A 14,063-nucleotide genomic window follows, 5' to 3' on the forward strand; every position below is an offset into this window, starting at 1 on the left:
GCTGACGACGCGACTTTCGGAAAGGACTCACAGTGATCGACCCCGATGCCATGAAGTACCTGAATCAGGCCATCGGCTCACTCCGGAACTCCAATCACGCGGCAGCGGACCGGGATCTGGACTATGCATGCGAGGCATTTTCCGACCATTGCGATCTGCACCGGGCTTTGGCGTACTCCCATGTGACCAACCGGGGCGGGTACTTGACGAGCTCCGACATCACCGCGATCCGAAACACCCTGAACACCTACGACGAGATGATGTCGGTCATCGACAAGTCGAGTCAGGAGGAATGGTTCGGTGCCGATTGGGTCCTGCCCACCGTCGCACTCATCTTGCCTGCGGTCACTCGGGGCCAGTACCGCGCCGCATACTCCGCCCTGCTTGTGGAGCAGGGGCGTTACGACGAGGCTCGGGCCGAGTTGGATGCGGCCGCCCGCGAACGTGTCGTGCTGGTCGAGAAAAACGCGGTTAGCACGGCCAAGGAGATCGCCGCCGTCGAGTGCCTGCTCTACTTCCACACTTCCCGCTGGGAGGACCTGCTCAATGTGGCGGGGACTCTGGTGGCGAAAGACACCTCGCCGCTGGAGCAGGCACTGGAGGCCTACGGCACAGCCATGTCCGGAACGGCATTGGCTCATCTCGGTTCTCACGAGGCAGGGCAGAACAAGCTCCGATACGCGGTGTCGAAGAACTTCCGCGATGTGTCGGCGTGGGCCTCGCTGCAGCTGGGGTTGTCCTGCCGTACCGCCGGACAGGAAGACGCCGCGCAGAAGGCATTCGGCGACGGCATGCAGTTCAACACACTGCCTGAACTCACTGATGCGATACGCAACAAGAACCAGCGGATGCGAGTCTCGGCTGCGGATGTGATCGCGGCGCGCACCAGCTACTGGGACGTGGATTCCGAGCCGGACATGGACGACTTCCAGCGCACCTCCTCTGCAGAGGAACGGCGCGAGATTCTCGACGCGGCACTGGCCGAGTTGAACGCGATCGACGGTATGGACGAGATCAAAGAGCAGATGCTCACCTTGTCCCACGAGATCGCTTTCGAGAACGAGCAGCGTCGGCGGGGGATGTCGGTGAAGGCCAAGACGCGTCACATCATCTTCAAAGGACCGCCCGGTACAGGTAAGACAACGATCGCCAACCTCATTTCGCGACTGTTCTACGGGCTCGGGGTGATTCGCAACAACACCCTGGTGTCAGCCAACCGGGCGACCCTGGTCGCCGAGTTCGAAGGGCAGTCAGGACCGAAGACGATCGCCAAGCTCAATGAGGCACGCGGCGGGTGCATCTTCATCGATGAGGCGTACGAGCTTGTGCAGGACCGCCCCGGCCACAAGGACTCGTTCGGTTCGGAATCACTGACAGCCCTGCTGGAGTACATGGACAACCACCGCGATGACATTCTGGTAATCATCGCGGGTTATCCGGCGCCGATCGAGCGGTTCCTCGGCGAAAACCCCGGCCTGAAGTCACGTTTCGCCTACTCGATGATGTTCAACACCTACAGCCCCGACGAGATGTGGCGCATCCTCACCGGAATGGCCGCGAAGGAAGGTCGCGCTGTCGACCCGGCTGTGGAGGGCCGGTTCAAACAGATCATCGAGATCATGTGGGACACCGATGCAAAGGGCGACAGGGTTCTCGACGTCGCCGGTAACGGCCGCTTCGCCCGCAACGTCTTTGAGCAGGCGCAGGGTCTGTCTTCGCGCCGGCTGATGAGCGGCGGCGTCGATCTTGCATCACTGACCAACGAACAATTCATGCAGCTGTCCTCCGAAGATGTGCTTGGCGCGTCGGCCAACATACTCAAAGGGTTCGGCATCATCAACGTGGCCTAGCCGCAACGATATTGCGCACGCCGCCCCGGCGATAGAACAGATCACCGGGGCGGCGACGTCTTCGGCGTCAGGACAGTGGCGAGTTCTGCTGCAGAAAAGCGCGAATGCTCACGGCGCTGAGCTGGTTGCCGAACCGGTCGATGCCGACACGCGCCACGAGCCGATGCTGGGCGTACACGTGGACCATCGCGGTGTCCTCTCCGCATCGGAAGCGCAGCCTGATCCCGGCGACCGTTACGCAGTACTCGCGGCCGGGTCGAATCTGCCGGACGTCGCCCGAGATCAGTCCGAGCTTCGCCTCGCACGCAAGAGGATCAGGCACAGACACCGTCCCCGATCGCGCGCATCGCCGGTGCCGTGACGCACTGCACTGGGTCGGGAACGTCCGGCGGCCCGTGCTGGACCCATCGCGATGTTCCCGTCTCGAGCAGCCACTGATCGTCGCGAACCGCGAGACTGTCTGCCAGCACAGCGTATTCCTCGGCCACGCGCCGACGCTGTGCGCTGTAGCGGATCTCATAGGCCAGAACTCGGCGGTCCGGGTAGAGCTCTAGGATGCGCGGATCCTCGTCGTAGGTGAGCAGCCACCTAGCGCGGCAACCGGTGAGCGCACCAGAAAGCCGCTCGTGGTCGTCGATGGACATTCCACTCGAATACAGTCCGTTGCCGGCAACCAGGTACGGCGGATCGACGAACAACAGGAGTTCATCTTCGATCCCGACGGTTCCGTTCAGCTCGGCGATCCACACGATCCCGTCGCCTTCGCGGACCCGTATCCGGCTTCCCAGCCGGCCGATTCGGGCGATGCGGTCGGACAGCCCCTCAGGGTTCCACCGCGAACCCAGATGCCAGCGGCCGGTCTGGCTCTTCCCGCCGATCGGACCGACGCGAGAATTGACCATCCCGGACCGGGAGCACCGGTTGATGACCAACGCGGCGAACGCCAGGTCGATGTCGTCGACGTCGGCGCCGGACTCCCGGGCAGCGACCAGCTCGCGAGCGGCGTGCCACGTACCCATGTCGGGCTGGCTGGCACGTACCACCGCGGCCAACTCGGCGCTGTTGCCGGTGACGGTCCGCCACAGTGCTGCCAGCGCCGGGTTCCTCTCGGTCAGCCAGAACTCGTCGACGACACCGTGATCGAGAAGGTGTAGTCCTGCGCCGGCACCTCCGGCGAATGGCTCGGCCCACACTTCGACGTCCAGGAGGCCGAACTGCGACTGGAAGATCTCGGCGAGGGCAGAGGCCATGCGGGCTTTCCCTCCGGGGTAACGCAGTGGGCTCAGCCACCGGTCAGACTGTGGCGGCATTGGGGATGTCCTTCAGCCGCCGTGGATTACGCGGCATCCGCGCGACTGACTGGCGTGGGGCGAAGGCCTGACCAGTGGCCGTCGCCCGACACGACGACGGGCGCCTGCAGGTCACGATGTTGCGGGCGGTCAGCATTCGTAGCGCCCTCGTCCATCGAGACTGGGGTGTGATGAGCCAAGCCACATGATCCTTGTTTGCGCTCGTCAACACATCGACACACCTGACGAAGGACGATTACGTCAGCTGCCGCCACTGTGGCTCACCCAGATAAGCGACGAAGAACAGTACGTTCGGATCGTCGGCGTTCGCCTCGGAGGCGAAGCGTTCAGCCACATCAAGGGCGGGAGTGGGGCTACCCACTGGGCAAACCTCTCCATGCTGATTGCGGTAGGCGGCGGTATACATCTTCATGATTCTCCGATCCGATAATGGCGCCGATTACGTCAACCTGCGTGGGGGCAAGGGTCGCGGTCACCGCACTGCTCGAAGTGCTCACGCCAATGCTGGTGGTCACGGCGTTCCTCGTACTCGCGCTGCGTAGCCCTGCGTTCTGCTTGTCGGCGTTCTGCCCAGTTTGTGTCCATGCCGATAAATCTCCTGCTCTAACAGCGGGCCGATGACATCTGTCAGGCCGAGCGGCGTGCATTGGTGACCTGAAGCGTCTTCTGCTCGGTCATCGGCGAACCCTGGTAGCAGCGGCAGACTTTCGGCGAGTCTTGGGCAGAGCAGGGATCTGGTTATTGTCGATCCTGCCTGTGGTGAGCATCGCCGCGCTGACCTCGGCGGTGCTCACGTCAGCGGCGTCGGCAGCGAAACTCTCCCAGGCGGCGGCCATTGCACCGTCCACCTCGTCACTTGGGCGCACCCGGCTCGGGATGATCGTGCCGTCGGCCACCGCAGCGGTGACTTCCGCCAGCAGCGCGAACACCTCGGCGATTTCCTCAGCCCGCAACTCGTCGTCGGGGTCCTCCTCCAGCTCGGGGTGCAGGATCCCGCGGCCGGTGCACGCTGCGATCACTGCTTCGGAAATTTCCTCGGCGGTCTCGGTTTCCAGCGTTGCGGCGATCTCGTCGAAGAAACCGTCTGGGATCTTGGCCCCCCGTGGCGCTGTGTGCACCGGGAATGTAGGTCCGGTCATCGTCTATCTCTCCTTGGTGGAAGTCCACCCGTGCGCCGGTGGGGAAGGGCGGCGTATGAGTGGGGCCGACGTTATTGCCGAATCAGCCGCGCTCGAAGTCGAACGGCACGACACGCCGGGGGCGTGAGGTGGCAGCCCTCGGTGAGCTTGAGTGTGTGTCGCGAGCTCACGGCGTTGACCGTGACAGCTGTGCGGCGAGTTGGTCGTCCACGGCGCGCACCTCCACGGTCCCGTCCACTGTGACTTCGGCGGAGATCACCCGGAATGTGGTTTTCGTGTCGATGATGTCGGCGTTGGTGACCGGCATCGCGTCGCCGGTGAGGTAGCGCACTCGGACCCGGCCTGCGCCGCCGCGTACGTTGCCGTCCCTGCGGGTCAGCGTGTATCCCTTTGTGGTGAACGCGCCGCCGGTGGGGAACACTTCTGCGATGAACTCCGCTTCACGGCCTCGATAGACTGAGGGAACCACCTGCGTGGAGGTCAGTACACGAGGCTGATGGTCACGTCCAGCCACAGCGCGGTGTACTTCGAAGGCGCTGGCCAGCTTCGCCTCGGCCAGTAGAGCTTGCGCGCCGGCCAGTTCGGGGTTGCGGCCGTGGCGTGCAATCTGATTGGCTGCGGCCACCATTGCCACGCCGTCAGCGCGGACATCTGCGTGTTCGGGGCACAATGCCTTGCCGGGGGGATTCGTGTGCACCGGCGTGACGGCGTTCCAGTCAACGACCAGCTTCTCGCGAGCCCCCGGATAGTCCGCGTCCAGCGTGTTCGAGCGGTGGCGGATCTGGAACCCGGCGCGTGCGGCGGCATCGCGGTTGTCCTTGGAAACGCTTCCCGCGTAGCGCTTGAGCGTGGCCTGGGCGGCTCGTTCGGTCAGCAGCTCTGGCGGAACCTTCGTCTGCAGGAACTCTTTTCGCGCGGCTCGGGCGAAACGCAGGTGCCTGGAGAGGTCGAAGCCCTCTATCCGGGTGGTCTGCGCTTCGGTGTCTGCCCCGTGGCGCGAGCTGTGTGGACGAGAAGCCAACGCGGCTGCCGTGTGGGCGCGGGCCTTGCCGGCGAGCAGTTGCGCGCTGCCCGAAGCGTCGGCGGTGTATCCCATGGGTGTGTCACCGTAGAAGGTCCGCTCCAGGATGCGACGGCGTGCGGCCAAACGCATCGACTGTGCCCGTGGGCTTTTGCCGACCAACATCGACTGGACTGCCGTGTTGAGCCCTGAAGCGTTGGCTCCGGCCGGAACTCGGGTGAAGTGCTCGAAATCCACATCGGGAATCCGTGCCAGCACGTCTGCGACACGAGCGTCCGGCTCAACAGGCAGCCGCACACCGTCGACGAGCACTGCGGTCCCTCCACCGGCTCCCGCTACCAATGTGGCGCCGGAAGCCATTTGGATCCCGGCTGTGGAATCGATGTGATGGCGGCGTGCGCCGTCGATCAGGTCGGCCACGGTCAGGGGACGGTCCTGCTCGTCGTTCAGCCGCTTCACCAGATCGCTGGCGGGGCGTGGGGAGGCAGCGACCTGCGCCTGCTCTGTCACGTCCTCGAACAACTTGTCGCTCATGCGCTGCGACACCGTGGTCAGCGCCCCGATCTCATCGAGTGTGTGCCGCGCATAGAACTTCTGTGTGTGCTCCGGCAGCTGGTCGAACGCGGTGCCCGGCGCTGGAGCAGACATCGCCCCACTGGCGATCGCGTCGATGCGTGTCTCGATGCGCTCCAATTCGGCGGCGGCATCGAGCGGATCAACGATGGCGCCGTCGGCGACCAGGTCGCGCTCACATAGCGCCGAGGCCAACTGAATCTTGGTGACCACCATCGGATCGCTCTTGCCGCCGTTGATCTTGGACGAGGCCTCATTGGAGTTCTCGCGAACTTCACTGAACACGTCGTTGTGCATGCCCGGAACACGCCGCAGCGCCCCCGACTGGGACCGCAACAATTCCGAAGAGATTCCCGGCGAAACGGCTTCGAGGCTGACCAAGAGGTTGCTCAGTGATGAGGGCGCCAGAGATGCCACTGCCGCTGCGCTGGCGTTGCTCATCTGACTGCGAACGTTGTGGGTCACAGTGCGCACCGTGACCCGGTTCTCCTGACGCCGAGCCGAGGCGTCGGCACGCTTGGCGTCGGTCATGACACAGCGGCGGCACTGACGAGCTGATCCTGCGAATTCGCTGAGGGAAACGCACATGTCTGGGTTCTGGCCTTCCGATGCGACAGCTGTGTCATGTCCTTTCTATGCATTCTGGCATGCCTGTTCTAAATGCCGGGCAAAATACGCGGCAAATCACTGAACCTGATCCTTCAGGCAGAGGCCTGAAGGCGTTCGTCGAGCAGATTGAGCGCACGCAGCGTTGCGGCCTGATCTTCGGACAAACGTCCGCCGCGGTGCCGCCGTCGCTGGGAGACCACCCAGCTGTAGAACCGGTGCCCGGTGTCGATCGGCCGGCCACCCAGTTCAACGGACAATGCGACGGCACGGGCGTCGAAATCCGCTTCGCGCGCTGTCCATCGCCATCCGGGAAGTGCGGCCAGGGCATCAGTGCGGGCTGCGCTCAAATCACCGCGGCGGTGATTGTCGCGCTGGTCGCACACCCAGGCGGCGAGGGCGCATTCGAGGGCCTCTGCAGCTCCCGTCCGCGGGTAGTGTCGGTGTGCGCTCACGAAGTCACGCAGCGCTTCAAGCTGCTGGGGCCAGGAGATCGGGGACCGAGGGCCGGCCAACGACTGTGCCCAGCCCGGCAAGGTGTCCAACAACTGGGCCCGGCGCGCGGATAGTCGGCCTGAACGCAACTCGAAACGTTGCGTGGCAAGCCACCCGGCCAACGCTTCATCATCCCCACGTGCAGGGATATGCCCGAACGTGTCGACGAAGTCGCGCACTCGGGCGAATGCGGATTCCCAGCGGCGCTCCCCAGGGGTCCACGCGAACCCTGGGAGTCGACTCAGGAGTTCAGCGCGTCCGGCCGGCAGGGACCCTGCCATCGCCCGTCGCCGCTGGCGGCTCAACCACGCGGTGCGTGGGCCGCCGCTGAGATCGTCTCCGGCCTCGCCGCGGGCGGCGACCTCCAGGTAACGCGAGACCCAGATGTCGCGACGCAGGGACGTGATCCCGGCGGGCAACGCATCCAGTGCGAGCTGCTGGCGCTCCGACAGCTTGCCTGCCGCTCGACGGCACCACGACCACACCAGCCATGCGAAGTCGCCGGAAACAGGGTCGGGAGGGGTCGCGGAAGCGGCTACCGACGCGCAGCGCACCAGCCACGCGGTCTCGGTGTCAGTGGACGTGCCTTGGCGGGCGGGGGTATTCAAAACCGTCGGGTCCTCTCGAGCTTGTCGATGCAGAGCCGCACGACCGTAACCACCCGGGGGACGGGGGAGCGAGGGTAGCGCGGTGCTGCACAAGCACCCGTCAGACCAGCGTCGGCACCGCATTCAATAGCAGTGCTTCGTCGTCAGCCCACGCGACCAGATCGTCACCGGCACGCTGCAGCTGCGGGTTGCTGGCCGAGCGGGCCGCTGCCTCATGGACATGTCGGACCCAAGTTGCGGTGTCCATCAACCGCTTTCCCAGCCTCAGATCAACGGAGTAGATACGGCAACTGGGAACTGCGGCGTCCTTGGGCACCGCCGCCACCTTCGCGATCACCTGTGATACCGGGGGCATCGGTTCCCATCCGCTACCGTTCCACGTCAACATCAGCGACGCGGTCGCATATTGGGCGAGCTGCACCGCGATCGCCAACCAGGACAGGTCGATGGAGCTCGACGTCTTGAGGTCGCCGATCATGAGAGTGCCTTCAGCGTCAATGACCAGGAAGTCGAACGTCCCGACCATCCCGGTGGCGGGGATGAACACAGTGCGTTCGACCATGGAGGAGACGAAATTCAGGTTATGGCGGCGCATCGCCGCGAACAGCACCACAAGGTAGGGACGAATCATCGAGGGAACGTCATCGAGCGTCAAGACGCCCTCCAGTACGGCTTGCAGATAGCCGTGCACCATCGTGCCGAACTCGCTGCCGTCGTGGGCGCCGGAGCGGCGGGCCGCCTGCCACGCCACTGAACTCAGCGCACGCTTGGACGACCAGTCCAGTTCGGAGATGTGCTCGGCGCCGTCAAGGGCAAGTCCGTCGAGCAGTTCTGGGTTGCGGGCCAGTCCCAGCACCGTCGACCGCAGCTGCCAGTCGGTCAAGTTTCCTGTGTCGTCGAGGACCTTGGCGTGGCTGGTGGCGCGAGTCAGGGTGTCGGTCTGGCGGATCCCGTCCAGGCCGGGGACCACATAGCTCTTCTTGTCGCGGGTGTAGGCAGGCTGCCACTTGCCGGGAACCTCAGGAGGCGCGGGGATGGCGTCGGTGGGCGGTGCGTAGGGAGTCCGGGCCGGCGCCACCGGGTCGTCGCACATGGCCAAAACCTGCGACGGGGCTGGCGTGACGCTGCCAATGAGCGGTGCCGCGGATGGCCCCGCCAAGGTGCCGTTACTGATCACCGACGCAGTCGTCGAGCCGACCGGGGCGACGCTGCCGATTTCCGGGGCAGCGGACAGGGTCGTCACAGTGATCGAGGGGCCAGCCGGGGCGACGCTGTAGATCGCCGGTGCGGGCGCCAGTGCTGTGCTCATGCGGGGCACGTTAACTTGCGTGGGCGACAAGACGAATTGCCACATGACGGCACGCCGATGCCGATAGCGCGCAGCGGTAGGAGATGTCAGTGCATCGTAAAACAAGTGGCATGTGATGGCGCAAGTTAAGCGGCGTGCACGGCGACGCGCTCCGGACTGGTGGGGGCAGGGAGCTTCGCAATCACCTTTCGGCGTGTGACTGTGCTGCTCAGTGGAAGGCCTTTGCAGCCGAGCCATGCGGCACCCAAGGCGGCGGCGAACGCGGCGTCTGCACGGTCCTCGATGTTCTTGTCTCGGGTGGCGTCCGGCCAAGCCACCGCATAGGCGGCGACCACCTGGCTTTTGCTCGCGTTGCCCTTTCCAGTGGCGAACTGTTTGATCTGTTGCGGAGTCACTTCCATCACCGGAACCCCCGCCGTGCACAGGCCTTCGATCACTGCCCACCACAGGAATCCGCGACGTGTCAGTGAGCTGTCCTTCTCGCGGACCGAGAACTGCAGACCCTCCACCACTGCCAGCGCCGGGTTGCAGGCCCGCACCTGGTTGACAATCCCGTCGACGAGGATCCGGTGTCGAGAGACGTGGGCGTCGATGGTGCTGGTGGCCGGCGGCACTGAGCGATGCACCGCAGTGGTCAGCGCCGCTGTCGCCAGGTCGATCGCTCCGATGCCGGTTCCGGTCAAGGACAAGTCCAGACCGATGGCACAGGCTCTGCCGGCGGAGTCGGGGGTCGTGGCCATGGCTCCCACGGTCGCATCGCCTGGCGGCATGGACGGCCCGCGGCGCGGTTCTCGCTGTCGTCTCACGAGTCCCGCATGCATCTGTTCGAACAGGTTTTCGACACACCGGTTCCCGTTTTCCGGTTCCCGGTTTCCCGCTGGATTTGTCGGATGTAAATTGTCACGGACGCGCTGAACCTCCCCGTACTTCGACGTAAATTACCCGTTTGACCAGCGGTAACTGTCAGAGATCCGGTTACTTCACCGCTCAGCTGGGCAAACACGCATCTGTCGTGGGAATGGGGGGTGCCTCCGGCAGCGGATATTCTCTGTTTCAGAGAGAATGCAGGTAAAGATATGTATCTAGAACAACTAACTAATTAGCTTCCACCTATAGACCCTGTTTCCTTCTGTCACGCCGAGCTGTCCGAGGCACCCCCCCTTTCCACGACAGCTACGCATTGCTGCAGGTGAACCGAAAAGTCACCGATTTACTGACAGTTACCGCAGGTCAAACGGGTAATTTACGGTGAAACTCGGGGAGGTCTAGCGAGCGGCGAACCGCAGAGAAGACGAACACCGAGCAGCCGTTCGGAAGGGGGCGGGGGTGCGGGTGGGGACCCGAGAGCTTGTCCGATGACCTGTCACACCGCCAATGCACGATGTCGGCGTGGGGTTTCTGTGCGTCTGGATCGTGGTTTCGAGGCTGCTTGCCCGGCCGCCGCATGGTTGAGTGGCTGACCCCGCGCCCCGCTGTGTGCTCGCTCCAGTGTTCGGCCAGCATCAACGGATCCAGCCGCCGAAGCATGACCAAGGAGACAGCCCTGTGACCAACTCTTCCGCCGGGACTGCTATCGAGATGGCAGCTGCACACCCGCGGATCAGTCCTATCGGGTCGCCGCAGCGTCACTACCGGTTGGACCCGCCGCTGAAGAGGTCCGGACGTTGCAGCGTCGATGTGGCGATCATCCGCGGGTTCAGCACCTTCTATGTGTTCGCCGCGAATGGCTCTGGCGATGTCGCTGATTGGACCGCGCTGGCGGTGCTGCGTGAGCCCGAGGTTGTTGACTACGAATCAGCGCTCGCTGCGGTCGGATACCGCCTCGGCGACCGCAACGGTGATCCCAGGCCCGCGGGCAGTTGCGGCTAAGGCTCGGCATGGCGTACGGCCCGCAGGCCTCGGCGAAGTTTGCGGGGCGGTGTTCCCCGGGATCGAGTGCGCATCGGGCCATTTATCTGAGCATATGTTTGTGATTCAATGCATATACTACTGTTGGTTTCGCGACTACCTGGAGAGGCGCCGGGAATGCAACACCACACGACTCGGGTCAGGCGATGTGTGACTCGAGTCGTCAGTTTCCACAGGCCTTTCCAGCGCGAGTCGGTTGAAGTTGCCCCGCTGTCCGACCCTGAGCAGGAGCTGCGCTATGACCCACCCCGCCCACTCTGGAACTGCGTACGAAGTACTTGCGCACCGGCGTGTCAGCCCGATCGGGTCACCGCAGCGGCACTTCTCTGTGACGCCTGCGATCGTTGCTGTTGATGGTCGCTCCCATCGCAATATCGCCCTCATCCCGGATGCGGAGACCTTCTACGCGTTTGTCTCCAGTGCCCGTGGGGTGATCACTGACTGGACCAACCTGCTCGGCGGGGAGGCCGGACCTGTCGGAAGTGTCGAGGATGCTCTATCCCGTCTCGGCTACCTTCTCACCATCCCCTCGCGGCGCGACTCTGTCGCTTGACCCGCCGCCGCGGCATTCCCGCGTCGGTGAAGCCGCGCCGTGCGCCACTCCGTGCCGGCCGGTCTACAACGATCGCGGACGCCGTTGTAGAGCCGAACGCAAGGAGTGGCTGTGAGTCATTACGCCTTTAAAGGGGCCATCTTCACCCCCGGCCCGCTGGTCGAGGAGTTGATCCGAATCGGCGAGGCTTCACCTGGGGCGCGAGGCATGGACATCGAGGAGGTGCTCGTTCAGATCGCCGAAGCGAATGGGATCGACCGCGCGACCGTCAGCTCTGACGAATTTCCCCTGGCCGTCTGACATGGCCAGGCTGATCATCTACGTCCCGGCCTCCGGGGCCTCGGAGTACCTGGCGGAGGTCCGGACACAGATCCGCGACGGGTCCACCAGCGGTTACGTCAACAACGACATGCACTGGGGCGTCGAGTACGACCTCGACGAGCTCGGAAGCGGTCTTCAATGAGGGAGTGGGATCTGCCGCGCCAGGCCGCTGAGCTGGCCGAGGCGAAAGCTGCACACGACAACCCGGAGAATCGCGTCATCCGCGGGGGCCGGGCAATCTGCAAGCGGTGCGGCCTCAACTGGGAGCGCATGGTGCACGGCTGTTGAGATCCTCTCCGGCGGGGGAGGCGCGCTAGGCGGTTTCCCAGCGCTCACAGCGAGGGTTGGTCAGCGCATAGTCCGGTGTTTGGTCGATCTCGCCATGTCAGTTGAGCCCCGCGGTTTCCGTGGGCGGCCACCTCCGGTGCCGCGTCCGGGCCGGTTGATGAACCAGTCGGTGACCGCATCGGCGTCGAAGAGCGGACTATTGCCGATTCGTGCGGCGGGCGCCGGAAAGTCGTGCGGGCGTGGTGATCCGGCTCGGCGGCGCTGAGCGGCTTGGCCGTTGTACGTCCGAACGGTGGCGGCGCCAAGTCGGTACGTCTCTGCGATATCGGCGATCGAGAGAAGTGTCGCCTTGGGAGGCTTCGTCATGGCGCAGCCTCCTCGGTTCAGACGCACAGGCGAAAACATAACTATATGGGCTATAGCCATGTTTTGCGCTCGGAAAGGATGAGCGACCATGTCAATCGTGACGTGCACGCGAAAATCTGCAGATTTACACGGTGCTCAGTGTCACGGAAGATCAGTCCTCTGCCTCGGTGTGTTCTGTGAGACGGCCTCGCCTCACGTTGCGTGACTCCGTCCACCGCTGCGTGTACCGCTGACGCAGTGTTTCGCCAACATCGGTCACATCGCCGGCAAGCCACTGCGCGTAGCGGCTTGAGGGGTCGTTGGGCGCCAGATCGCCGGATATGGCAAGGAACGTCTCGTAGAGGGGACGCACACCCGGATGCAATGCGTTGCTCGGCAGACAGTTGTCCTCGACGAGTCGGATCACGTAAGGCCAACTCAGTGCTACGAGCGCGGCGCCGATCTGGTCGACCGCCGAATCGTCGTGCGCCGCATCGCTGCCCCGTTTGCGTGCCCGGCTGGCGCTGCGTTTGCGCGTGAAGCTGTCGAGCACGGCGATGGCGCGTTCCACTGCCGCAACATCAACGGGAACGGGCCGGCGGTCGTAGTTGGGCGGCCGGAATAGGAAATCACTGCCGATCTCGGGTCCGGGGGGAGTGAATTCGGGGTCGGCCACGATCTGATCCATCGTCCCCGGCGGCCACCCGACCCCTGCCTCCAGCCGACCCAGCACGCGGGACGAGAAGTTCGTTCTGCGCCCTGCTTCCAGATCGGACAACACCCGAATCGAGACTCCGCACTGTTCGGCGAAAGCCTCCATGCGGGGGTACCCGCTGTCGATGCGCGCCTGCCGTAGCGCAGCTCCCAAGCGGTGCCATCCACTGTCGTCGTTGCTCACCACGGTCCTCTCCGGTTGGTTCCGTGCGGCCTGAGTATGCACCATTGCCAGGCATCAGTGATGTCTGAGGTGCTGGATCCTTCCTCTCGCTAAGTAGTTCTGTGGTGGTTTGCCAGCAGGTGTGAGATCTGAAAAGATCGCCCGCGCTCCGGATATGGAGGCAAGGGCCACGTGTGGATCGTCAACACGCGTTAAATCGTGGCATATCGCGCGGATCCGCACCGGAAATGGGTGAAACTGGTTGTGAAGTGCGGCTATGGGCCGCTCCTTGCACGCTGCAACTGTAAACATGTCGGGAGTCGTCTCAGCTAACGGCACGCTTTTCTCGTGATGTTTGCTAAAGAGTATCGCTGCGTCGGTTCGAGGGCCCGAAGTTGCACAGGCATTCAGCTGCGCGTTCACGGCATATGCTGCGTGTTTCCCTCCTGCGGGACGTGCAGATGCATGCTCAAGTGCCGCTGCTGTTTGCAGGCGTGACTGCATGCCAGATTCCGGATGATCTGGAAGAGCAGCTACTCCCGAGGTCTTTCGTGCCGGGTTGGACGGACCATGAACCTGCGCGCGAGCAGCAGGACGATAGGACAGCTGGGCCTATTCGTGGTCGGCGTCTTCAGGGTCACCGCACAGGCCCAGTCCGATTCGGTGTGAACGGCGGGCATCGTCGAGCTCGGCATCGCTGGATGCTGTAACAGCACTGCGCCACTCTTCACTGTCGGTCATGGCGCACATCGTGTTTCGCGACATTGAAGGCTGACGAGCGCGGCGCGGTCGGACGACAGCGGATCTGCCGATACATCCGTGGACCTTCTGCAAGTCGCGCCGCGGCCAAGGGGCGACGC

Annotated in this window: 15 protein-coding genes; 5 read left to right on the plus strand and 10 right to left on the minus strand. The window is 64.0% G+C overall.

All coding sequences use genetic code 11. From position 1 onward, the window contains the following. Nucleotides 1–32: 32 nt before the first annotated feature. Nucleotides 33–1,850, plus strand: a complete 1,818-nt coding sequence (locus BKG60_RS04750) for an AAA family ATPase (RefSeq protein ID WP_019343711.1) — start codon at nt 33–35, stop codon at nt 1,848–1,850. 67 nt (nt 1,851–1,917) lie between these two features. On the opposite strand, the gene BKG60_RS04755 is transcribed toward BKG60_RS04750, so the two are convergent. The 8 genes from BKG60_RS04755 to BKG60_RS04785 all read right to left on the minus strand — a co-directional run bounded on the left by BKG60_RS04755 (nt 1,918) and on the right by BKG60_RS04785 (nt 9,651). Then, the gene (locus BKG60_RS04755) at nt 1,918–2,172 is read right to left on the minus strand and encodes a hypothetical protein (RefSeq protein WP_019343710.1); all 255 of its coding nucleotides are present in this window, start codon (nt 2,170–2,172) and stop codon (nt 1,918–1,920) included. Beyond that, on the minus strand, nt 2,165–3,100 hold the full coding sequence (locus tag BKG60_RS04760; protein ID WP_019343709.1) for a DNA adenine methylase: 936 nt from the start codon (nt 3,098–3,100) through the stop codon (nt 2,165–2,167). Before BKG60_RS04760 ends, BKG60_RS04755 begins: the two co-directional genes overlap by 8 nt. Nucleotides 3,101–3,395: 295 nt before the next feature. Continuing rightward, nucleotides 3,396–3,521 carry a hypothetical protein gene (locus tag BKG60_RS32670; protein WP_267880518.1) on the minus strand — a complete coding sequence of 42 codons (126 nt, stop codon included), beginning with the start codon at nt 3,519–3,521 and terminating at the stop codon, nt 3,396–3,398. Nucleotides 3,522–3,834: 313 nt separating this feature from the next. After that, entirely contained in the window at nt 3,835–4,299 is a 465-nt protein-coding gene (locus tag BKG60_RS04765; RefSeq protein WP_075909286.1) for a hypothetical protein, read from the minus strand. Between the two features lie 166 nt (nt 4,300–4,465). Next, nucleotides 4,466–6,424 carry a hypothetical protein gene (locus tag BKG60_RS04770; protein WP_019343706.1) on the minus strand — a complete coding sequence of 653 codons (1,959 nt, stop codon included), beginning with the start codon at nt 6,422–6,424 and terminating at the stop codon, nt 4,466–4,468. Nucleotides 6,425–6,594: 170 nt separating this feature from the next. Further along, the gene (locus tag BKG60_RS04775; RefSeq protein ID WP_019343705.1) at nt 6,595–7,602 is read right to left on the minus strand and encodes a helicase associated domain-containing protein; all 1,008 of its coding nucleotides are present in this window, start codon (nt 7,600–7,602) and stop codon (nt 6,595–6,597) included. 100 nt (nt 7,603–7,702) lie between these two features. Beyond that, complete coding sequence (locus tag BKG60_RS04780; RefSeq protein WP_019343704.1) at nt 7,703–8,911, minus strand: hypothetical protein; 1,209 nt, start codon at nt 8,909–8,911, stop codon at nt 7,703–7,705. 125 nt (nt 8,912–9,036) lie between these two features. Further along, the gene (locus tag BKG60_RS04785) at nt 9,037–9,651 is read right to left on the minus strand and encodes a crossover junction endodeoxyribonuclease RuvC (protein WP_019343703.1); all 615 of its coding nucleotides are present in this window, start codon (nt 9,649–9,651) and stop codon (nt 9,037–9,039) included. Between the two features lie 805 nt (nt 9,652–10,456). Here BKG60_RS04785 and BKG60_RS31675 point away from each other — a divergent pair. The 4 genes from BKG60_RS31675 (at nt 10,457) to BKG60_RS31885 (ending at nt 11,981) form a co-directional block, all read left to right on the plus strand. Then, nucleotides 10,457–10,780 (plus strand): hypothetical protein, encoded by a 324-nt coding sequence (locus tag BKG60_RS31675; protein ID WP_131721858.1) that lies wholly within the window; start codon nt 10,457–10,459, stop codon nt 10,778–10,780. Between the two features lie 703 nt (nt 10,781–11,483). Beyond that, the gene (locus tag BKG60_RS04800; RefSeq protein ID WP_043371641.1) at nt 11,484–11,672 is read left to right on the plus strand and encodes a hypothetical protein; all 189 of its coding nucleotides are present in this window, start codon (nt 11,484–11,486) and stop codon (nt 11,670–11,672) included. A 1-nt stretch (nt 11,673) separates the two neighbouring features. After that, nucleotides 11,674–11,835, plus strand: a complete 162-nt coding sequence (locus BKG60_RS31880; protein WP_019349195.1) for a hypothetical protein — start codon at nt 11,674–11,676, stop codon at nt 11,833–11,835. After that, nucleotides 11,832–11,981, plus strand: coding sequence for a hypothetical protein (locus BKG60_RS31885; protein WP_019349194.1), 150 nt, complete (start codon nt 11,832–11,834; stop codon nt 11,979–11,981). The genes BKG60_RS31880 and BKG60_RS31885 overlap by 4 nt, the downstream gene beginning before the upstream one ends. Before the next feature lie 517 nt (nt 11,982–12,498). Here the strand turns inward: BKG60_RS31885 and BKG60_RS04805 are convergent. Further along, complete coding sequence (locus BKG60_RS04805; protein WP_234802092.1) at nt 12,499–13,224, minus strand: helix-turn-helix domain-containing protein; 726 nt, start codon at nt 13,222–13,224, stop codon at nt 12,499–12,501. A gap of 591 nt (nt 13,225–13,815) precedes the next feature. After that, nucleotides 13,816–13,944 carry a microaggregate invasion protein 1 gene (mip1, locus tag BKG60_RS32675; protein WP_267880555.1) on the minus strand — a complete coding sequence of 43 codons (129 nt, stop codon included), beginning with the start codon at nt 13,942–13,944 and terminating at the stop codon, nt 13,816–13,818. Between the last annotated feature and the right edge of the window lie 119 nt (nt 13,945–14,063).

The organism is Mycobacterium syngnathidarum, assembly GCF_001942625.1.
In the GTDB taxonomy this organism is placed as follows: Bacteria; Actinomycetota; Actinomycetes; order Mycobacteriales; family Mycobacteriaceae; genus Mycobacterium; species Mycobacterium syngnathidarum.

Bases quoted from the DNA above. Each gene is read 5' to 3' on its own strand.
- BKG60_RS31880 (WP_019349195.1), top strand. From the start codon at position 11,674: ATGGCCAGGCTGATCATCTACGTCCCGGCCTCCGGGGCCTCGGAGTAC.
- BKG60_RS04765 (WP_075909286.1), bottom strand. From the start codon at position 4,299: ATGACCGGACCTACATTCCCGGTGCACACAGCGCCACGGGGGGCCAAG.
- BKG60_RS31885 (WP_019349194.1), top strand. From the start codon at position 11,832: ATGAGGGAGTGGGATCTGCCGCGCCAGGCCGCTGAGCTGGCCGAGGCG.
- BKG60_RS04780 (WP_019343704.1), bottom strand. From the start codon at position 8,911: ATGAGCACAGCACTGGCGCCCGCACCGGCGATCTACAGCGTCGCCCCG.
- BKG60_RS04770 (WP_019343706.1), bottom strand. From the start codon at position 6,424: ATGACCGACGCCAAGCGTGCCGACGCCTCGGCTCGGCGTCAGGAGAAC.
- BKG60_RS04760 (WP_019343709.1), bottom strand. From the start codon at position 3,100: ATGGCCTCTGCCCTCGCCGAGATCTTCCAGTCGCAGTTCGGCCTCCTG.
- BKG60_RS04785 (WP_019343703.1), bottom strand. From the start codon at position 9,651: ATGGCCACGACCCCCGACTCCGCCGGCAGAGCCTGTGCCATCGGTCTG.
- mip1 (WP_267880555.1), bottom strand. From the start codon at position 13,944: ATGACCGACAGTGAAGAGTGGCGCAGTGCTGTTACAGCATCCAGCGAT.